General features: G+C 76.4%; 10 protein-coding genes. 9 read left to right on the top strand and 1 reads right to left on the bottom strand.

The window, feature by feature from the left end; all coding sequences use genetic code 11:
* The first annotated feature begins 81 nt into the window (after positions 1-81).
* Genes ACH5AO_RS00305 through ACH5AO_RS00265 form a run of 9 tightly spaced genes read left to right on the top strand, consistent with a single transcriptional unit; the run spans position 82 to position 20,825 of the window.
* On the top strand, positions 82-4,224 hold the full coding sequence (locus ACH5AO_RS00305) for an amino acid adenylation domain-containing protein (RefSeq protein WP_398920192.1): 4,143 nt from the start codon (positions 82-84) through the stop codon (positions 4,222-4,224).
* Entirely contained in the window at positions 4,221-10,937 is a 6,717-nt protein-coding gene (locus ACH5AO_RS00300) for an SDR family NAD(P)-dependent oxidoreductase (RefSeq protein ID WP_398920190.1), read from the top strand. Before ACH5AO_RS00305 ends, ACH5AO_RS00300 begins: the two co-directional genes overlap by 4 nt.
* Before the next feature lie 46 nt (positions 10,938-10,983).
* On the top strand, positions 10,984-12,549 hold the full coding sequence (locus tag ACH5AO_RS00295; protein WP_398920188.1) for an ABC transporter substrate-binding protein: 1,566 nt from the start codon (positions 10,984-10,986) through the stop codon (positions 12,547-12,549).
* On the top strand, positions 12,546-13,526 hold the full coding sequence (locus ACH5AO_RS00290; RefSeq protein WP_398920186.1) for an ABC transporter permease: 981 nt from the start codon (positions 12,546-12,548) through the stop codon (positions 13,524-13,526). The genes ACH5AO_RS00295 and ACH5AO_RS00290 overlap by 4 nt, the downstream gene beginning before the upstream one ends.
* Complete coding sequence (locus tag ACH5AO_RS00285) at positions 13,523-14,344, top strand: ABC transporter permease (protein ID WP_398920184.1); 822 nt, start codon at positions 13,523-13,525, stop codon at positions 14,342-14,344. The genes ACH5AO_RS00290 and ACH5AO_RS00285 overlap by 4 nt, the downstream gene beginning before the upstream one ends.
* Entirely contained in the window at positions 14,341-16,071 is a 1,731-nt protein-coding gene (locus ACH5AO_RS00280) for an ABC transporter ATP-binding protein (RefSeq protein ID WP_398920183.1), read from the top strand. The genes ACH5AO_RS00285 and ACH5AO_RS00280 overlap by 4 nt, the downstream gene beginning before the upstream one ends.
* The gene (locus ACH5AO_RS00275; RefSeq protein ID WP_398920181.1) at positions 16,049-17,407 is read left to right on the top strand and encodes a class I SAM-dependent methyltransferase; all 1,359 of its coding nucleotides are present in this window, start codon (positions 16,049-16,051) and stop codon (positions 17,405-17,407) included. Before ACH5AO_RS00280 ends, ACH5AO_RS00275 begins: the two co-directional genes overlap by 23 nt.
* Entirely contained in the window at positions 17,404-18,828 is a 1,425-nt protein-coding gene (locus ACH5AO_RS00270) for a class I SAM-dependent methyltransferase (protein WP_398920179.1), read from the top strand. Before ACH5AO_RS00275 ends, ACH5AO_RS00270 begins: the two co-directional genes overlap by 4 nt.
* Positions 18,825-20,825 carry a condensation domain-containing protein gene (locus tag ACH5AO_RS00265; protein ID WP_398920177.1) on the top strand — a complete coding sequence of 667 codons (2,001 nt, stop codon included), beginning with the start codon at positions 18,825-18,827 and terminating at the stop codon, positions 20,823-20,825. Before ACH5AO_RS00270 ends, ACH5AO_RS00265 begins: the two co-directional genes overlap by 4 nt.
* Before the next feature lie 44 nt (positions 20,826-20,869).
* On the opposite strand, the gene ACH5AO_RS00260 is transcribed toward ACH5AO_RS00265, so the two are convergent.
* Entirely contained in the window at positions 20,870-21,793 is a 924-nt protein-coding gene (locus tag ACH5AO_RS00260; protein WP_398920175.1) for an NAD(P)/FAD-dependent oxidoreductase, read from the bottom strand.
* Between the last annotated feature and the right edge of the window lie 32 nt (positions 21,794-21,825).

The following is a 21,825-nucleotide window of genomic DNA, read 5'->3' as shown; positions in this document are numbered from 1 at the left end:
TCCGCTTCCCCCGGATCTCTCTGCGGGGGAAGCGCTCTCTTGCCTGCCTGTGCGCCTGCCTGCCTATGCGACGGAGACCGGATGAACCAGCCTGTGCCGAGCGACGACCTCCTTGCCCACGTCGTCGACTGCGTCGCCGAAGTCCTCGGCACACCACCGCACGAGGTCGCGCCGGCGACCCCGTTCGCTGCTCTGGGGCTCGAATCGTTCACCGCGGTGCGGCTGAGGCGGAGGATCCGCGAACGCACCGGCCAGGACCTGCCGTTGACCGCTTTCCTGGGGGAGGACGCGACGGCCCGTGCGGTGGCGGACCGCCTGCTCACCGGCGGCCGCACGCCGGAGAAGGCCCCGGACGGGGAAGAGGAGGACGGCTTCCCCCTGACGCCCATCCAGGCCTCGTACCTGGCCGGACGGGCCGAGGGCATGCCGCTGGGCGGGGTGGCCACCTTCTATTACCACGAGTACGACCGCACGCCCGGCGCCACGGACCCGCTCGTGGACGTGGCCCGGCTGGAGGCCGCCTGGAACCGGCTGGTCACCCACCACCCGATGCTGCGCATGGCGGTGGACGACCGGGGGGACCAGCGCATCGCCGCGTCCCCGGGCCCCTACCGCATCGGCGTCACCGACCTGCGCCACGAGCCCGCCGAGCGGGTGCGGGAAACGTTGTCGGCCCGGCGCCGGGAACGCTCCCACCAGAACCGCCCCACCGGCTCCTGGCCGCTGTTCGACATCCACGCCACGCTCCTCCCCGACGGACGGACCCGGCTGCACGTCGGCGTCGACGTCCTCCTGACCGACATGGCCGGCTGGATGCTGCTGATGCGCCAGTGGGGCAGCCTGGTCGCGGACCCGGACCACCGCCTCCCCGAGCCGGCGGCCCGCTTCGCCGACCTCCAGCGCGCCCGCGCCGCCGACCCCGAGTGGGCGGCCCGGCGCGCACGTGACCGCGCCTACTGGGCCGAACGCGCCCCCGGACTGCCGCCGGCGCCGCGGCTGCCCCTGCTGCGCGACCCCGCCGACACCACCCCGCCCCGCTTCGTCCGCTCCGCCGCCGAACTCGACGCCGGTGCCTGGGCGGAACTGCGCGCCCGGTGCGCCGAGCACGCGGTCACACCGACCGCCGCCCTGCTCGCGGCCTTCGCCGTCGTACTCGGCCGGTGGGGCGCCGGGGAGCGCGTGTGCCTGAACACCACCCTGTTCGACCGCCCGGAGGACGAGGGCGGGGCCGAGGGCGTGGTCGGCGACTTCACCACCACCGCCCTGGTCGGCACGCCCCGCTTCGACCCCGCCGACTGGAAGGGCTTCGCCGAGTACGCCACCGCCGTCAACCACCGGTTCTGGGAGGACCTGGACCACCGGTCCGTCTCCGGCGTCGAGGTGCTCCGGGGACTGCGGGCACAGGACGCGCCGGCGGTGGGAGCCCCCAGCCACCCGGTGGTCTTCACCAGCGGGGTGGGCCTCGCGGGTGACGGGGAGCCCCCGGCCGCCTGGATCGGCCGGGAGGTGTACGGCATCTCCCAGACCCCGCAGGTCCTGTTCGACCACATTGTGTGGGACGAGGGCGGACGGCTCCGCCTGGCCTGGGACACCGTCGAGGGCGCCTTCCCCGAGGGCTGGATCCAGGCACTCCTGGACGCCCACGTACGCCTGTTGCGCACCCTCACGGACGCCGGCGCCTGGCGCGACACCGCGCTGGGCTGGGATCCCTCCTTCCGGCCCGAGGAACCCCTGGACGCCGTGCCCTTCCCGGACGCCGGCCCCCTGCTGCACGACCCGGCCGTCGACGCGGCACGGCGGCACCCGCGGCGCCCCGCGCTGCGCACCTCCGCCACCACCGTCACCCACGCCCGCCTCGCGGACAACGCCGCCGCCACCGCGGCCCTGCTGACCGCGCGGGGGGTGGGCCCCGGCGACATGGTCGCCGTCGCCTGCGAGAAGGGCACCGCGCAGATCACCGCCGTACTCGGCGTCAGCCTGAGCGGAGCGGGCTACCTGCCGGTCGAGCCCTCCTGGCCCGCCGCCCGCATCGCCGCCGTCTGCGAACGCGCCGGGGTCCGGCACGCGCTGACCGGCCGCGGTGTGAGGACCGACTGGCCCGACGGCGTCACCGCGCACCGCCTGACCGCGGCGGGGCGTCCCGCCCGCGGCGCCGCCCCCGCCGCCGAACCCGCGGCCCCCGCCGCCGTTCCGCGCCCCGACGACCTCGCCTACACCATCTTCACCTCCGGCTCCACCGGCAGTCCCAAGGGCGTGGAGATCCAGCACCGGGCCGCCCGCACCACCGTCGACGACATCGTCGACCGGTTCGGCATCGGCCCCGAGGACCGCGTACTGGCGCTGTCCGCGCTCAGCTTCGACCTGTCCGTGTTCGACGTCTACGGCGTCCTCGGCGCCGGCGGCTGCCTCGTCCTGCCCGAGCCCGCTCGGCAACGCGACCCGCAGCACTGGCTGGAACTGGCCGGCCGGCACGGCGTCACCGTCTGGAACACCGCCCCCGCCCTGCTCGAAATGCTCGTCGAGTACGCGGAGACGGAACCCGACGAGGCCGCCACCGCGCTGCGCTCCCTGCGCCTGGTGATGCTCTCCGGCGACTGGATCCCCCTGACCCTGCCCGACCGGCTGCGCCGGCTCGCCCCGCAGGCGAAGGTGATGAGCCTGGGCGGGGCCACCGAGGCGTCCATCTGGTCCATCACCTACCCGGTGGAGCGCACCGACCCGGACTGGGTCAGCATCCCCTACGGCCGGGCCCTGCGCGGCCAGAGCTTCCTCGTCCTCGACGAGGACGGCGGCCCCTGTCCGGTCGGCGAGGCGGGGGAACTGTTCATCGGCGGCGACGGACTGGCCCGCGGCTACACCGCCGACCCGGCGCAGACGGCCGAGCGGTTCGCCGTCCACCCCGTGCTGGGCCGCAGGCTGTACCGGACCGGCGACCTCGGCCGGTGGACCGCCGACGGCACCATCGAGTTCCTCGGACGCGTCGACCGGCAGGTGAAGATACGCGGGCACCGCATCGAACTCGGCGAGGTGGAGGCCGTGCTCGCCCGGCATCCCGCGGTCCGGCAGTGCGTGGTGTCGTCGGTGCGCGGGCCCGACGGGCGGCCCCGGCTGGTCGCGCACCTCTCGCCCCGGGGCGCGAGCGAGCCGCCCACGGCCGAGGAGTTGGCGGACGGCCTGCGCGAACGGCTGCCCGACTACATGGTGCCCAGCAGGTTCGTCATCCTGGACCAGCTCCCGGTCACGGCCAACGGCAAGATCGACCACGCGGCGCTGACCGCGACGGGACCGGGCGCCGCACCGGGGGCAGGACCGGGAGCCGCACCGGCCGTGGACGCCGAAGTGCCCCCTTCGGACGCCGGCTCCGGCGCCCTCGCCACCGGACGGAGCGGGCCCGTCGCGGCCCCGCAGGCGGGACCGGCCGTCGCACCGGGGGCCGCACCGGCCGTCGCCGCCCCCGCCGAGGGCCCGGCGTGGATCGCCGCCGCGGCCGCCGAGGCGGCGGCACAGGGTCTCGAGGCCGCCCTCGTGGTCCGGCCCGGCGGACTCCGGCCGGACGAAGCGCTGGCGGCGTCCGCCCGCTGGCTGCGCCACGTCGCACACCTCACCGGCTCCGCCGCCGGGACGCGGCTGTCCGCCGACGGGCTCGCCGAGGTGGTCTGCGCCCCGTCCGGCGGCGGGGCCACGGCACCCTCCCCGGCCGCCGGCGCGGCACCGGCCCCGGCGCTCGGCGCGACCGGCCAGGACCGGAGCGCCGGGGACCACGGAGCGCAGGCGCCCACGGGGAACCGGCCGCCGTCCCCGGGCCGCCGGCCCGGCGCGGACACGCCCGTGGACCCGGAGGTACTGGACGCGCTCACCGCCGTCCTGGCCGACTTCACCGACGCCCCCGTGACGCCCGACAGCACCTTCGGCGCCCTCGGCGCGACCTCGCTCACCCTCGTCCTCACCCACCGCAGGCTCCGCGAGGGCATCGCGCCCCGGCTCGCGCTGGCCGACATGTTCGAACACCCCACCGTCGCCGCCCTGGCCGCCCGTATCACCGCGCAACGCGCCCGGGACGCCTCCGCACCCGACGCCACCGGGACCACGCGCACCGGGACCACGCGCACCGGCACCCCCGTCACGGGCCCCGCCCCCGCGCCCACCGATCCGCAGTCCGAACGCCCCGCGCGCAGAAGCTCCCGCCTCGCCGCACGCGCCCTCGCCGAGGAGACCGCACGATGACCGAACCGACCTCCTCCCGGGGTCCCGTGCCGGGCGCCGAGCCCGGACCTCCGGCCGTGGACGACGACCTGATCGCGGTCACCGCCCTGGACTGCCGGTTCCCCGGCGCACCCGACACGGCGGCCTTCTGGGACCTGCTGGTGGGCGGCCGCAGCGGACTGACCCGGCACGACGAGCGGGACCTCGCCGAACGCGGCGTCCCCGCGAAGCTGTCGGCCAACCCCGCCCACGTACCCGTCAGCGGGATCATCGACGAACAGGACATGTTCGATCCCGAGCCGTTCGGCCTGACCGACGCCGAAGCGGCCCTGATGGACCCTCAGCAGAGGCTCTTCCTCGAAGCGTGTTGGCGCGCCCTGGAGAGCGCCGGGCACGGCGGCGGCGCCGGCGCGGGTGCCGTGGGCGTCTTCGCCGGCGCCGCCCACAGCGACTATCTCGCCCGCAACCTCGCCGACCGCTACGCCGCCTCCGCCACCGACCCCGTCGGCAGCCTCCAGGCCGCCCTCGCCGGGGTGGCCGACTACCTCCCCCTGCACGTCGCGCACCGCCTCGCGCTCACCGGGCCGGCCGTCGCGGTCGGCACCGCGTGCTCGACCTCGCTGGTGGCGGTGCACCTGGCGGCCCAGTCCCTGCTGGCGGGGGAGTGCGACACCGCCCTCGCCGGCGGCGCCTCCCTGATCGTGCCGCAGGGCCGGGGTTACCTCCACGTCCCCGACGGGATCTTCTCCGCCGACGGGCGCGTCCGTACCTTCTCCGCCGAGGGCACCGGCATCGTGCACACCCAGGGCGTCGGCGTGGCCGTCCTGCGGCGGCTGCGCGACGCCCTCGCCGACGGCGACCCGGTGCTGGCCGTCCTGCACGGCTCCGCCGTGAACAACGACGGCGGCGACCGCACCGGTTTCACCGCCCCCTCGCCGCGCGGACAGGCCCGTGCGGTCTCCGAGGCGCTCGCCGTGGCCGGTCTCACGCCCGGGGACATCACCTACGTCGAGGCCCACGGCACCGCCACCCGCCTCGGCGACGTCGTCGAGGTCGCCGCGCTGCGCCGCGTCTTCGGCGACACCGGCCCGGCCTGGTGCGCCCTGGGTTCGGTCAAGAGCAACATCGGGCACGCCAACTCGGCCGCGGGCATCGCCGGTTTCGCCAAGACCGTCCTCGCCCTGCACCACGGCGTACTGCCGCCCACCCTGGACGCCCTGCCCCTCAATCCCGACCTCCGGCTGGACGACTCGCCCTTCACCGTCGTCCACGAGCCCACCGACTGGAGCGGGCGACGGTACGCGGGCGTCAGCTCCTTCGGCATCGGCGGCACCAACTGCCACGTGGTCCTGGGCAGCGCCCCCGTCCGGCCCGAACCCCCCGCCGATCCACGGCCCCAGCTCGTCCTGCTCAGCGCGCACCGCGACGACGCCCTCGCCCGTGCCGCCGAGGACACCGCGACCGCCCTGCGCACCACGGGGGTCGCGCCCGCCGACGCGGCCCACACCCTGCACACCGGCCGCGGCACGCTGCCGTACCGCGCCGCCGCCGTGATCACCGGGGCGGCGGAGACCGACGGCCGTGCCCTGCGCACCGCGCCGCGGCGCCGTCCCGGCCCCACCCCGCCCCGGATCGTGCTGGCCTTCCCCGGCGGCGGAGCGCAGTACGCGGGCATGGGCCGCGGACTGTGCGCCGAGGAGGAGGAGTTCGACCGCACCGTGCGCGAGTGCGCCGGCCTCTTCGACGACGGGACCGGTGCCGGCCTCACCGCGCTGATCACCGCCGATCCCTCCGACGAGCAGGCGCGCCGGCTGCTGCGCGACCCCGCCCACGGACTGCCCGCCCTGTTCACCGTCTCCCTGGCCGCCGCGCGCACGCTGCGCTCCTGGGGCGTGGAACCGGACGCGGTGGTCGGTCACAGCCTCGGTGAGTACGTGGCCGCCGTGCTGTCCGGAGCCCTGTCCCTGTCCGACGCCGCGACACTGGTGGCGGTCCGCTCGCGCGGCATGTCCCGGGCGGCGGGCGGCGGAGTGATGCTGACGGTCCCGCTGACCGAGCGGCGGACCCTGGCCCTGCTCGCCGACCACCCGGAACTGGACCTGGCCGCCGTCAACGGCCCGCGGTCCTGTGTGGTGTCCGGACCCGGGCCGGCCGTGGCCGAGGTGGAACGGGCCCTGACCGCACGCGGTGAGCGCACCGTACGGCTCTCCCTCGACGCGGCCGCCCACTCGCGCCTGGTCGACCCCGTCCTGCCCGAGCTGCGCGCGGCCGCCGAAACCGTTCAGCCGCGTGTTCCCGGCATACCGCTCGCCACGACCCTCACCGGGAAGCTGCTGGACACCGCTCCCGGCGCCGACCACTGGGTGGCGCACCTGCGGTCCACGGTGCGCTTCTCCGACGCCCTGGCCACCGCCCTGGGCGACGGACCGGCCGTCCTCGTCCAGGCGGGGCCCGGCGGCGCACTGCTCCAACTGGCCCGTCAGCAGGAGGACCGGCGGCCCCTGGCCACCCTGGCGGCCTTCCCCGACCGAGACGAACCCCGCGCGGGACGTGCCGCGCTGCTCGCGGCCGCCGGGGAACTGTGGACGCACGGAGTCCCCCTGGACGCCGCGGCCCTGCACCGCCCGGGACGGCGCCGTGCCGTGCTGCCCGGGCTGCCCATGCGACGCCGCGGACTGTGGATCGATCCGCCCGCGGCCGCCCCGTCGGCCACCCCGGAGGCGCAGGACGCCCCGGACGAGTCCGAACCCTTCCAGCTGCCCGTCTGGCGGCGCACCCCGCCCGTCGAGGCGGACCGGTCGGCGCTGCGGGGCCGCTGGCTCGTGGCCGGTCCGCCCGGGTCACCGTCGGCCGAGCGGGTACGTGCCGAGCTGACCGCCGCCGGGGCCCGCACCGTCACCCTCGACGAGGCGGTCCGCGACCCCGGCACCCCGTGCGACGGCGTCGTCGTGGTCGGCCCGCACGGGGACACCGGCGACGACCCGGCGGACACCGTCAGCGCGTCGGTGCTGCGGTACGCGGAGGTGGCGCGAGCCGCCGCGGCCTGGGCGCACCGCACCTGCCTGCTGCACCTCGGCCACAACGCCCAGCAGGTGGAGAGCGCCGACCGGCCCACGCCGCAGGCCGCCGCCGCCCTCGCCGTGCCCCGCGTCCTCGCCCAGGAGTTCCCGGGCCTGCGCTGGCGCTCGGTGGACCTGCCGGCCGGACCGCCGGACGCCGACGACCTCCGGGCCGTGCCGGCGGAGGCCGCCGACCTGGCGTCGGGAGGCCCGAGCGGCATCGAGTGCGCCCTGCGCGGCGGACACCGCTGGACGCGCGACATCACCCCCTGGCGGCCGTCCGCACCCGCGGCGGACGCGAACGGGCCGGCCGGCACCGACGGCGGGACGGGCACGGCGGTGATCCTGGGCGGACTCGGCGACGTCGGCCTGGCCCTGGCCGGGCACCTGGCCCGCACCGGACGGCGGGTCGTGGTGACCGGCCGCACCGGACTTCCCCCGGACCCCGCCCCCGGCAGCGACGAGGCGGCACGGGCGGAGACGATCCGTGACCTGCGGGCGGCCGGCGCCGACATCGAGGTCCGCGCCGCGGACGCCGCGGACACCACCGCCACCACGGCCCTGCTGCGGGAACTGACCGACCGTGACGGCCCGCTGGACCTGGTCGTGCACGCCGCCGGCGTGGTCGCCTCCGCCGCCGTCGCACCCCTGCGGGCCACCGGGGAGCAGGCCGTGCGCGCACACGCGCACGCCAAGGTCACCGCGGCGCTCGCGCTGCGCGCCGCCGTACACGCCCTCCCTTCCGGACGCCGCCCGGCGACCGTGCTGCTGATGTCCTCCGCCACGGCGTTCGTCGGCGGCCTCGGCCTCGCCCCGTACGCCGCGGTCAACCGCTACCTGGACGCCCTCGCCGAACACGAGCGCGCCACGGGCACGGGAACACCCCGCTGGGTCAGCGTGGCCTGGGACGGCTGGCGGGTGGGCCCCGGCGGGAGCGAACGCACCGTGGCCTCCCGCCACTCGATCGGCCTGGCCGACGGCATGCGCACCGTGGACCGGCTGCTGGCACTCGCGGCCCGGGGCCGTACCCCGGCCTCCGTCGCCGTCTCGCCGGCCGACCTCGCGCCCCGTACCGCGGGCACGCCCACCGCCGTACCGGCTCCCGGCACGCCCGTGCCGGAGCCACGGACCGGTGCGGAATTCACCACCGAAGCCCAGGCGCGACTGGCCGAGGTCTGGTCGGACCTGCTGGGCTTCCCCGTCACCGACCGCGACGCCGACTTCTTCGCCCTCGGCGGGCACTCCCTGCTGGCCACCCGGATGCTGGCCCGGCTGCGCGACGACCACGGTGCCGACCTGCGGCTGCAGGACCTGCTCGCCCGGCCGACCATCGCGGCGCTGGCCCCGCTGCTGCCCGGCGGGGAACCGCGGCGCGCCGCCACGGCGACGGACACGAGCCGCACGTCCCCGCGACTCGCCGACAGCCAACGGGAGTTCCCCCTCACCCGGGTGCAGCACGCCTACTGGGTCGGCGGATCGGGCGGCTACCGCCTCGGCGACGTCCCCTGCTCCTTCCACCTGGAGTACGACTGCCCCGGCCTGGACACCGACCGTTACGAGGAGGCGTGGAACGCGGTCGTCGCCCGCCATCCGATGCTGCGCGCGGTCGTCTCCCCGGAGGGCCGCAACCGGGTGCTCGACAAGGTGCCCCGCTACCGGATCCGCGTGCAGGACCTGACGCGGGACGACGACACCGAGCGCGCCCGGAAGCTGGAACGCGTCCGCGAGCGCATGGTGCGCCGCGAACCCCGGCCGGGCCGCTGGCCCCTGGTCGACATCCGGGCCGCCCGCCTGCCCGGCGACGTGGTCCGCCTGTTCGTCAACGTGGACGTACTGGTGTGCGACACCGCCAGCTACCTGATCTGGGACCGCGAACTGCGCACCCTCTACCAGGACCCCGACGCCCCCCTGCCCCCGCTGGAGACCACCTTCGCGGACTGCGTGGCCGCGCTCGAACGCCGTGCCGAGGGCCCCGAGCACGCACGGGCCGCCGCCTACTGGCGGGCCCGGCTGGACGACCTGCCCGGCGCCCCCGCCCTGCCCGTACGGACCGGGAGCCCCGGCGACCGGCCCCGCTTCGCACGGCGCACCGCCCGCCTGGAACCGGACCGCTGGGACGCCCTCAAGGCCGAGGCCGCCCGGCGCGGGCTGACCCCCACGGCCGTCCTGCTGGCGGCCTACGGAGAGGCACTCGCCGAGTGGTCCGGGCAGGACCGGTTCGCCGTCACCCTCACCCTCTTCGACCGGCCCGCGCACCTGCCCGGGGCGGACGCCGTGGTCGGCGACTTCACCTCGCTGATGCTGCACGAGGTCGACCGCTCGGACACCCGCTGCTTCGCCGACGCCGCCGCACGGGCCCAGCGCACCCTCTTCGAGGACCTGGACCACCGGGAGTTCTCCGCGCTCGACCTGCTGGCCGAGAAGTCCTCGCGCACCGGCCGCACCGCGTCCGTCCCCGTGGTCTTCACCAGCGCCCTCGGCCTGTCCGGGCCGCTCGGCGGCGGACACGACCTGGACTGGGCGGGCACACCGGTGTACGGCGTGAGCAGCACCCCGCAGACCTGGCTGGACCACCAGGTGATCGAGCAGCACGGCGCGCTCCTGCTCCAGTGGGACGTACTGGAGAACGCCCTGCCCGCCGACGAGGCGGACGCGGCCTTCGCCGCCTACACCGAGCGGGTCCGCCGGCTGGCCGACGCACCGCGGGCATGGGACCTCCACGAGCCCCGCACCGTGTCCGCCGCCTTGGTCCGTGCACCGGAACGGGCGGCACCCACCGGTCGCGGCCCGGGCTCCGACACCGACGCGGCCCTGCTGCTGCACGACGGCGACGGCGGCCGCCCCCTGTTCCTGATGCACCCTTCCGGCGGGGACGTGCTGTGCTACGGCGAACTCGTCCGTCACCTCACCGACGGCCGGCCCGTCGTGGCCCTCACCGACCCCGCCCTGACCGGCGGCACCGGGCCGCGGACCATCGCCGAGATGACCGACCGCTACCTCGCCGCGCTCCGCGCCCACCAACCGCGGGGCCCCTATCTGCTGGGGGGCTGGTCGATGGGCGGCACGGTCGCCCATCAGATGGCCGTGGAGCTCGAACGACGCGGTGAGCGGACCGACCTGCTGGTCCTGATCGACTCCAACACCCCCGACCGCATCCGGGCGCTGGGCGGCACCGACCGCGCCCAGGACACCGCCTTCGCGGCCGTCCGCTACCTGCGCTCGCTGGAGGCGTTCCTCGACCTCGACCTGGACCTCGGCGCGGACGCGGAGCCGATCCGCACCGCCCCGGACCCGGCGGCGGTCCGCCGGACCGTCACCGAACGGCTGCGGCAGGCCGGCCTGCTCGGTCCGCGGGACACCGCCGACACCCGCCTCGAGGTCTTCGAACGCCACCTGCGGGCGCTGGCCGACCACCGGGCCGGACACCTCACCGATCCCGCCACCCGACTGCTGCTGATCGCCGCGTCCCGTCCCTCGCCGCACAACGCCGGTGTCGGCATGGGCGTGGACGACGCGGAAGACCTGCCCGCCCTGGGCTGGCTGCCGCACGTCGGCGGACCGGTGGACGCCCACACGGTCGACGGCCACCACTACTCCCTGCTGCACGACCCCGCGGTCCGGCGGACCGCCGCCCTGATCGACCGGGCCCTGGCCGCCGCAGACCCCGACCGGTGAACCCGGCCGTCCGCCCCGACACCCGAACCTCTCGCGGAAAGCACCCATGCACCAGCACTCGCCCCGTACCACCCCCCTCTCCCGCAGATCCGCCCTCACCGCCCTCGCGGCGGTCGGCACCCTGCTGCTGAGCGCCTGCTCCGGCACACCCGCCGCCGACACCCCGCCCGCCCGCACCGGCACGCCCGTCGACGGCGGCACCCTGCGGTACGCCGTCGCCGGCTCCCCGGCCACCGCCAGTGACGACCCGCACGGCGGCCTCGGCAACGAGTCCGACGTCCTGCGCTTCGCCCTCACCTACGACGTCCTGACCGTCCCCGGCGAGGACGGGAAGACCCGGCCGCGACTCGCCACGTCGTGGAAACCCAACGACGCCATGGACCGCTGGACCCTCACCCTGCGCGAGGACGCCCGCTTCACCGACGGCACACCGGTGCGCGCCGCCGACGTGCTGTACTCCCTGCGCCGCATCGGCGAAAAGGCCGCCGAGAACTACGGCCGGCTCGCCGACTTCGACATGACGAAGTCCACCGCCCCCGACGAGAACACCGTCGTCCTGGTCACCCGCGCCCCGATGGCCGACGCGCCCCGGGCCCTGGAATCCGTCACCTTCGTCGTGCCCGAGGGAACCAAGGACTTCTCCCGCCCCGTCACCGGCTCGGGCCCCTACCGGGTGGAGCGGACCGGCGCCCAGACCACCGTCCTGACCCGCAACGACAGGTGGTGGGGCGAGCGCCCGCACCTGGACCGGATCGAGATCCAGGCCGTCGCCGACCCGCAGGCACGGGCCGACGCCGTCGCCTCCGGGCAGGCCGACGTCGCCGGCAGCGTCAGCCCCGCCGCCGTCAAGAGCGCCGGATCCTCGGCGAGGACCCAGGTCGTCCGGCGCGACGGGGTCACCGAGTACCCGTTCGTCATGCGCCTGGACACCGAGCCGTTCGACGACCCCCGGGTCCGCGAGGCGTTCCGCCTCGCCGCCGACCGCAAGGCCCTGGTCGACACCGTGTTCCTCGGCTACGGCAAGGTCGCCAACGACCTCCCCACCCCCTACGACCCCTCGGCCCCGAAGGACCTGCCGCAGCGCACCCGCGACGTGACGAAGGCCAGGAAGCTGCTGGCCGAGGCCGGCCACGCCGACGGACTGACCGTCACCCTGCACACCACCACCTCCTACCCCGGCATGGACACCGCCGCCACCCTCTACGCCCAGCAGCTCGCCGACATCGGCGTCGACGCGGAGGTGAAGGTCGAGCCGGCGGACACCTACTGGACCGCCGTCTACGCCAAGAAGGCGTTCTACACCGGCTACTACGGCGGCATCTCCTTCCCCGACCTCGTCCGGGTCGGGCTGCTCTCCGACTCCCCGACCAACGAGACCGCCTGGCACAGCGAGACCTTCGACGACGGCTTCGCCCGCGCCATGTCGACCGCGGACGACGCGCGGCGCGAGGAGCTGCTCTCCGGCATCCAGCGCGAGCTGTGGGAGGACGGCGGCTACGTCGTCTGGGGCACCGGGGACGGCCTGGACCTCGCCGCGCCCGGGGTGCGCGGACTGCCCGACGGGCCCGGGTTCCAGCGCATGTTCATCGACCAGGTGTGGATGGCCGAGTGACGCCGCGCGCTGCCGGCCGTGCCCTGCGCCCGGCCGGCCGGGCCGCCGCCCTGGCCGTCGCCGCCACGGTCGTGGTCTTCGCGGCCACCGAACTGCTCCCCGGGGACGCCGGGGAGCTGAGGACGGCGGGCCGGGCCTCCGAGGACGACGTCGCGGCGGAGCGGGAGCGCCTCGGGCTGGACCGGCCGGCCGCGGTGCGCTACCTCGACTGGCTGTACGGCCTGGCCCGGGGGGACCTGGGACGCTCGCTGGCGGGCGGCAGACCGGTGGCGACGCTGTTCGCCGAACGGCTGCCCGCCACCGCAGTCCTGGTCGCGGTGGCGCTCGCGGTCACCGCGCTGCTCACCGCGACGGCCCTGACCGTGACGTACCTGCGCGGCGGCCGGGGCGGTTCGGCCGCCACCGGACTGGCCGCCGTGCCGCAGCCGGTCTACGCGGCGGTGCTCGGCGCGGTCCTGGCGGGACTGCTGGGCTGGCTGCCCCCCGTGTCCCTGCTGCCGCCCGGTGGCTCCCCCCTGGCGGACCCCCGGCTCCTGGTGCTGCCCGCGCTCACCCTGGCACTGCCCTCGGCCGCGTTCGCCACCGCCCTGCTGCGCGGGGCGCTGGCCGACACCCTGCGCCGCCCGCACGTGGCCGACGCACGGCTGCGCGGCCTGCCCGCCCCGCTCGTGCTGCACCGGCACGTCCTGCCCTTCCTGTCCGCGCCGGCGCTCCAGGTGACGGCCCTGCTGGCCGGCGGCCTCGTGGCGGGCACCGCCCTGGTGGAGACGCTGTTCGGTTATCCGGGAACCGGTCAGCTGCTGGTGTCCGCCGTCGCGGTGCGGGACGTTCCCGTGATCCAGGCCGCGGCCCTCCTTCCGGCCGTCGTCCTGCTGCTGGGCATGCTCCTGGCCGACCTGGCCGCCCGCCGCACCACGGTGCCCGGCCACGCGGGAGGCACCGGTCCGTCGGGACCGGGAGCGGGGAGGGCCGTATGACCGGCCGGTCCCTGCCGCTCCTGCCCGGAGCCGTCCGTCCTCCGGTGTCCGTGACCGCGGCCCTCGCCCTGCTGGTGTGCGTGCCGCTCGGCCGGTACGCCGCTCCGCACCCACCGGAGCGCACGGTCGCCGCTCCCTGGGCGCCGCCGGGCGGACGGCACCCGCTGGGTACCGACGTCCTGGGGCGTGACGTGCTGTCCCGGGTCCTGGCCGGGGGCACCCAGCTCCTGGCGGTGTCCCTGACCGCCGCGGTCGCCGCCGTAGCCTGCGGCACGGCCCTCGGACTGGCCGCGGGCTGGTCGGGAGGCCGTGTCTCCCGCACCGTACGGGCCCTGTGCGACCTGCTGCTGGCCGTCCCCGCCCTGGTCCTGGCCCTGGTGCTGGCCACCGCCCTGCCGGGGGCCACGGCGGTCGTCGTGGCGGCCGTGCTCGCGGGGGCCCCGCTCACCGCACGGGTCGTCGGCACGCAGTGCGCGCAGCTGCGCGGCAGCGGGCACGTGCACGCCGCCGTCGAGCGCGGCGAGCGCACACCCGCCGTGCTGCTCCACGAGGTGCTGCCCGCCCTGCGCCGCCTGGTGGCCGCCGACGCCGGTCTCCGGCTCGTCACGGCGCTGCAGATCGCCGCGGCCCTCGCCGTACTCGGCCTGGGACCCCAGCCCCCGGACCCCGACTGGGCCCTGATGCTGAGCGAGAACCTGCCCGGCGCCGCGCTCAACCCCTGGGCGCTGCTGGCTCCCGCGGTCCCCCTGGCGGGCTGCGCCTGGGTGTTCGCCGCGGCCGCCCGGACGGCCGCCCGGCCTTCGGGGGAGACGACATGACGATCCACACCCACGGTGAGCCGTTCCCCGTCGGCGCCCCGCTGCTGGCCGCCGAGGGACTGACCGTCCGCCGTGCCCCCGACGGAGCCGTGGTCCTGCCGCCGGTCGACCTCCGCGTCGGCCCGGGGCAGGTACTGGCCGTCACCGGGGCGTCCGGCGCCGGCAAGTCCACACTGCTGCGCGCCCTGCTCGACGCCCTCCCGGACGGACTGCGCCGTGCGGCGGGCACCGTGCGCTGGCGCGGTACGACGGTGCCGCCGGGCCGGGCGGCCAGGCGGTGGAGGCGTGCCCGGTGCGGCTGGCTGGCGCAGGACCCGGGTGCGGCCCTCCACCCGCTGTGGCGCGTGGACCGGCTGGTCGGCGAGGAGTTCACCGGTGACGCCGACGCCCGCGGCCGACGGGTCGAGGCACTGATGCACCGCCTGGGCCTTCCGTCCGGGCTCGCCTCCCGCCGGGCGGGGGAACTCTCGGGCGGACAGGCCCAGCGGGTCGCCCTGGCCCGGGCCCTGTGCGCGGATCCGGAACTGCTCGTCCTCGACGAGCCGACCTCGGCACTGGACCGCGCGACGGCCGATCTGGTGGCCGAAGCGGTGCGGTCCCGCCGGGGAGTTCCCGGCCGGTGCACCGTCCTGGTCACCCACGACGTCCGGCTGGCCGCGGAACTGGCCGACCGGACACTGGTGCTCGCCGCGACGGCGGACCCGGCCTCCTCCGCGGATGCCCGCGCACGGGCCACGGCACGAGTGGCCGGCACCGTACGGGGACGGGTGCCGCGCTCCCCGGAAGAGGAGCCGCGCGGTCCGCTCACCGGCCCTGTGCCGCCCCGTACGGCGGACCCGGCCTCCTCCGCGGATGCCCGCGCACGGGCCACGGCACGAGTGGCCGGCACCGTACGGGGACGGGTGCCGCGCTCCCCGGAGAAGGAGCCGCGCGGTCCGCTCACCGGCCTCGTGCCGCCCCGCACGGCGGACCCCGCCCCGGCTCCGGCCGCCGTGCTGTCGGCGCGGGGTCTGACCCTGCGTACCCCGGACGGCGCACCGTTGCTCGACCCCACCGACCTGGACCTGCCGGCGGGCGGCTGGCTGGCCGTCACCGGGCCGTCGGGCAGCGGCAAGACGACCCTGCTGCACGCACTCGCGGGCCGTCGTCCACCGGCCGGCGGACACCTGCTCCTGCACGGACGCCCGCTGCCCGCCGGGACCCGCTCGCGCGACCGGTGGATGCTGCGCGCCGTCCAGCTGGCCGGACAGGACACGGTGGCGGAACTCAACCCGGCGCACACCGCGGGCCGTGCGGTGGCCCGGCCGCTGAAGGTGTTCCACGGAACCACCGCGGCGGCCGGGCGGGAACGCGTACGGGAACTCCTCGAAGCCGTGGGACTCCCCGCCGAGCTGTCCGGCCGCAGACCGGCGGCGCTCTCCGGCGGCCAGCGCCGCCGGGTCGTCCTCGCCCGGGCGCTCGCCGCCGGGCCCGACGCGCTGCTGCTGGACGAACCCACCGCGGGCCTGGATCCCGAATCGGCGCGACTCGTCCTCGACCTGCTGGACCGGCTGAGGGAGGACGGGCCCGCCGTCCTGACCGTGACGCACGACGCCGCCACGGCCGCCCGCGCCGACCGCGTCCTCCACCTGACCGGGCGCCGCCTGGCCCCGCGACCGACCACGCCCTCCGACCACCCCCACGACGACAGAACGGAGCACCACGGTGTCCGACCACACGACGGCTGAACACACCAGCCGGATCGCGGAGTCGCTGGCCGCCCATCCCTGGGTGGCCCGGGCCCGCCCCGCACCCGACGGCGGCGTCCACGTCGTCCCCCACCCGGACGCCGTGACCGCCGCTCCCGAACCCGGACCCCTGATGCGCGAGCACCTCGAGCAGTGGGCCGAGGTCTACGAGTGGACGTACGAGACGGCCGAGGGACGGCACGCCGACGACCTCGACCTGTCCGGCTGGCGGGCCTCCGACACCGGAGCACCGCTGCCCGAGGCCCACATGCGGGACTGGGTGGACCGCACGGTGGACCTCGTCCTGGCCCGGCGCCCGAGGAGGGTCCTCGAACTCGGCTGCGGCACCGGTCTGCTCGCCCACCGCCTGCACCCGCACCTGGACGGGTACGTCGGCACCGACGTCGCCCAGGTCGCGGTGGACCGCCTCACCGCCGCCGGCCTGCCCCGCACCGCGTTCGTCCGGGCCGCCGCCCACGAGACGGCCACCCCCCGGGTGCGGGACGCCATGGACGCCGCCTTCGGCCCCGGTGCCCTCCCCGACTGCGTGCTGCTCAACTCGGTCACCCAGTGCTTCCCCGACCTGGCCTACCTGACGGCCGTCCTGCACGGGGCGCTGTCCGCCGTCGAGGACGGCGGCACCGTGATCGTCGGGGACATCCGGCACTCCGGCCTGCTGCTCGACCACTTCGGACGGCTGGAACGGGCGCGCGACCCCGGGGCGGACGACACGACGATCGCCGCCAGGGCGGCGGCCGCCGCCGAGGCGGACGAGGAACTGTCCTTCACCCCCGCGGCCGTCGCCGCCGCGATCGCGGACCGGCCGCGGCCGGTCCGGATGAGCGTGCACGCCCGTACCATGGCCGAGGACACCGAACTCACCCGCTACCGCTACGACCTCGTGCTGCGCGTCGGCGGCCCGGACACCCGGCGGGTGCGCCGCACGCCCTGGGAGGGACACCGGGGGAGCGACGTCCGGGAGACACTGCGCGGCGCGCTCGACGGAGGTCCCGTCGTCGTCCACGGAATCCCCAACGCCCTGCTCCACGACGTCCCCGGGGCGGTGACCCCGTACGTCCTGCGCGAGGCCCTGGCGGGAGCGGACGCCGCCGTACTGCTCGATGCCGCCGACCCGCGCATGCTGGCCGTGGCGGCGCCCGCGGACTGTGCCCCCGCCGCCGCGGAAGCGCTGTCGTCCTCCGGTCCGGCCGCCCACGAGCCGTTCCCCCTGTTCGTGCGGCGCCGCCTGCCCGAGGTGCTGCGCGACCACCTGCGCCGGGCCGAGCCGGGCACGACCCCGCCGGCGATCACCGTGGTGGACGGCGGTCACGCGTGAACGGCGCCCTCACCGACGAGGTCCTCACCGGGCTCCCGGGCGTGACGGACTGGCAGCTGGTGCGCGGCGGCGCGCGGGACGCCCTGCTGGTGGCCGGCCCGCCCCAGGACACACGGGTGCCGGCCGGTGCGGGCCACGACGACGCCCGCGCCGCGAGCCGGGCCGCGGACGCCGGTGACGCCGCCGTACGCGACGCCGATCCGGCAGCCCTGCCGGCGCTGATGCGGCAGCTCGACGAGACGGCGCTGCTGACGATCGCCCGGGTACTCGACCGGACCCGGCTGTTCCGCGGCGCCGGCCGGCCCGCCACCGAAGAGGTCCTCGGGGCCCTGGGGGTCGCACCCCGGCACGCGTGGATCGTACGGCGCTGGCTGCGCACCCTGACCGCGGAGGGCCGGCTCCGCCTGGACCCGGCGACGGGCCGCCACCACTCCCTCGTGGCGCCGGACCGCCGCGACCACGCCCGGGCGCTGCGCGAACTGGACGGCGCCTGTACGGGCCTGGGCTACCCGGCCTCCATGACCCGGTTCTTCCGGGCCGCGGCCGAACGGCTTCCGCTGCTGCTCCAGGACCGCACGTCCCTGCAGGAGGTGCTCTTCCCCGACGGGGAGACGGACACCGCGCAGGGCAACTACCGCGACAGCGTTCCCAGCCGCTGGGCCAACCACGCCGCCGCGTCCCTGATCGCGGACGAGGCCCGCCGCCGTACGGCACCGGCTCCCCTGCGCGTCCTCGAGGCGGGCGCCGGGGTGGGCGGCACCACCGGCACCGTCCTGGAGGCGCTCGTGGACACCCCCGTCGACTACCTTTTCACGGACGTCTCCCCGTTCTTCCTGCGGGCGGCCCGGGACGTCTTCGGCGACCGTCCCGGACTGCGGCACGCCCTGTTCGACATCCAGACCGACCCGCTCGCGCAGGGCCTGGAGCCGGAATCCCAGGACGTCGTCCTGGCGGCGAACGTCCTGCACAACGCACGGCACGCCGGACGCGCTCTGGCGGCCCTGCGGGAACTGCTGGTCCCCGGCGGGCTGCTGGTCCTGGTCGAGTCGTGCCGGGAGCACTACCAGGCGCTCACCTCCATGTACCTGCTGATGTCGCCGGCTCCCGGTGAACGGGACTGGTTCACGGACCTGCGAGCCGGTCAGGACCGCGTCTTCCTCACGGCCGAGGAGTGGACGAGGCACCTGGACGCCTCGGGCTTCGACCCGCTGCCCGTCCTGCCGCACGAGACCCACCCCCTCGCCACGGCGGCGGGCCAGCGCGTCATCGCGGGACGCGTCAGAACCCGCGGCACCCGCCCCGACCCCGGCCGCGTCCGCGCCGCGCTCGCCGACCGGCTGCCCCCCGCCCTCCCCCTCCCGCGGATTCACCCCGTGGACGACATCATCCGCCCCACCGACCCGACTGGAGCCCCCTGTTGACCTCAGCCCCCGCCCCCGAGACCACCGCACCGGCCGACCTGGTCGACGCCGTGCGCGCCGTGTGGGCCGACGCCCTGGAGACCGACCCGGCCGCCGTACCGGCGGACGCCAGCTTCCTGAGCCTGGGCGGCGACTCCGTCCTGGCCGTCCGCATGGCCGCGATGCTCCGCAAACGGCTGGGCACGCCGCTGGCGCTGGCGGACGTCCGGGTCGAGCAGAGCGCCGCGCAGCTCGCGGCCCTCGTCCACGAACGCAGCACCGGCACCGGCGCGCCGCGTCCGCTGCCGCTCGACCTGCGCCGGCGTGAGGACCCGGACGCCCCGTTCCCGCTCCTGCCGCTCCAGCAGGGCTACTTCGTGGGCCAGCAGGACGCCTGGGAGCTGTCGTACCGCTCCGCCCACCACTACGTCGACATCGGACTGGAGGACATCGACGCCGACGAGGCCCCCGAGGCGCTGCAGGACGCCCTGGAGCGCCTGGCCGAGCACCAGGCCGTCCTGCGGGCGCGCATCCTGCCCGACGGCCGGCAGCACGTCCTGCCCCTGGACGACCCGGAGGCGGTCCCGCGGCTGCGGGTCACCGACCTGCGCGACACCGACGAGGAGACGGCCGCAGCCCGGCTCGCGGAGATCCGCCACGAGATGAGCACCGAGGGCCCCGACCCGTCGAAGGGCTGCGGCCTGGACATGCGGCTGACGCTGATGCCCGGGGACCGCGCCCGGCTGCACTCCTCGACCAGCCTGCTGATCGTCGACGGCTGGTCCTCCGGCGTCTTCTACCGCGACCTGTTCGCCCTGGTCTCCGACTACAACGCCGTCCTCGCGCCCCTGGACATCGACTACGGCGACTACGTCACGACCCTGCGGGACCTGCCCGGCACCGAGGCGTGGCAGCAGGACCGCGACTGGTGGTGGGACCGTCTCGACGGCTTCCCGCTGCCTCCGGCCCTGCCGCTGGTGGCCGACCCCGCCGAGGTGCGCCCCACCCTGATGGGAACCCGGCAGGCGGTGCTCGACCCGGAGCGCTGGTCGGAGCTGCGCCGCCTGTGCACCGAGCACGGGGTGACCCCGTCCGCGGCGATGTTCGCCGCCTTCGCCGCCGCCGTCGCCCGGGCCTGCGGCCACCGCCGCTTCCTGCTCAACACCCTCCAGCTGAACCGCCTCCCGCTCCACCCCGACGTGTCGCGCCTGGTGGGAGCCTTCTCCTCCACCATGCTCCTGCCCGTCGACCTGCCGGAGGCCCCCGTCTTCGCCGACCTCGCCGGCCGGGCGCAGCAGGACATCGGCGACGCGCTCGCCCACAACCTGATCACCGGCGTGGAGGTCTCCCGCGAACTGGGCCGCCGCCGGGGCACCCACCGCCCGGTGGCACCCGTCGTCTTCCAGTCCACCCTCGGCGTGGACGCGGCACTGGGCAGCGAGGTCCCCCGGGAAGCGGGGCCCCTCGGGGCCATCGACCTGCTGAGCCACCACCAGCAGCTGCGGACGCCCCAGGTGGCGCTGGAGGTGCGGCTGTTCGAGCTGCGCGGGGAACTGGTGGTCGTCTTCTCGCTGGTCGAGGAGCTGTTCGCGGGAGCCGACGTCGACCGGATGTTCGCCGACCTCATGACCACCGTGGAGGCGCTGGTCGAACCGGACGCCTGGGCCGCCGTGGTGGAACTGCCCGACGCGGTCGACGGTGAGCAGGCGGAGCCGCGCCGGCAGGCGTCCGGCCGGCGTCTGTCCGTACCCGCGGCGGCGTCCGGCGGAGCGGAGCCGGGGCCGCCCCGGGACGACACGGAGCGGGCCGTCGCGGCGCACTGGCACGAGCTGCTGGACCGCCCGGTCGACGAGCGCACCGCCGACTTCTTCGCGCTCGGCGGCGACTCGCTGCTCGCGGTGCGGATGCTCGCCTCGCTCGCGCGGGAGGGACGGGGGCGGGTGACCCCCCGGCGCTTCCTCCGGCAGCCCACGGTGGCCGGACTCGCCGCCGCCCTGCGCGAACCGGACGACCGGTGAGGAGGGTGCGGCGGGGGCGGGGCCGTCCCCGCCGCACCCCGGTGTCAGCCGTTCAGGCCGGCGTCCTCACGGAAGAGCTCCTGGTCCAGCCAGACCGCGGCACGGGCGCCGTCGGCGGCACCGGTGATCACGAAGGTGAGGGCGTCCGGCAGAGCCTCCAGACGGGCGGTGTCGCCGGCCGCGTACACCCCGGCCACGGACGTGCGCTGGAACTCGTCCACCCGCACACAGCCGTCCGGGAGGATCACGCACCCCAACTCCTCGGCCAGCGGGGAGTGCTGACGGGTGGGCGCCCGGTGGTAGACGCCCTGCCGCTCGAGCACCCGCCCGTCGGCCAGGACCAGGCGGACGGCACCCTCCTCGCCCTCGACGCGGGTCACGGCCGTCTCCTCCACGGCGATCCCGGCCTCGGCGAGCCGGCCCGCGGCCTGCTCGGGCACCGGGTGCCCGTCGGTGCACACGATCACGTCCCCGCTGAACCGGTCGGCGACGTAGAGGGCCTGCATGACCTGCGGCAGTTCGTGCCCCAGGACGGCCAGGCTCATCCCGCTCGTCTCCCAGCCGTGGCAGAAGGGACAGTGGTACACCCCCCGGCCGAACAACGCGGACAGTCCCTCGATCCGCTCGTCGAGCACGTCGACCTGCCCCGTGGCGAGGACGAGTTTGCGGGCGCGCTCCACCGTGCCGTCGGCCAGCGTCAGGGCGAAGCCCGGCGGTTCGGGGGCGGCGGACGTGACGGTGGCCTCCCGTACCTCCACGTTCGGGTAGGTGCCGAGCTGCTCCCGGCCTATGCGGCGCAGCTCGGCGGGCGGGAAGCCGTCACGGCTGAGGAACATGTGCATCCGCGCCGCGGGCGCGTTGCGCGGGCGGCCCGAGTCCAACAGGAGGACCCGCCTGCGCTGACGTCCGGAGACCAGCGCCGCGTTGAGACCCGCGGGGCCTCCGCCCACCACGATCACGTCGTACATCGTCGGTCACTTCTCCCATGTCGTGCCGATCA

The organism is Streptomyces sp. NPDC018964, assembly GCF_044390325.1.
Lineage (GTDB): Bacteria > Actinomycetota > Actinomycetes > Streptomycetales > Streptomycetaceae > Streptomyces.
Note: the sequence above shows the minus strand (reverse complement) of the source record. Positions and strands in the feature narration are given on the sequence as shown.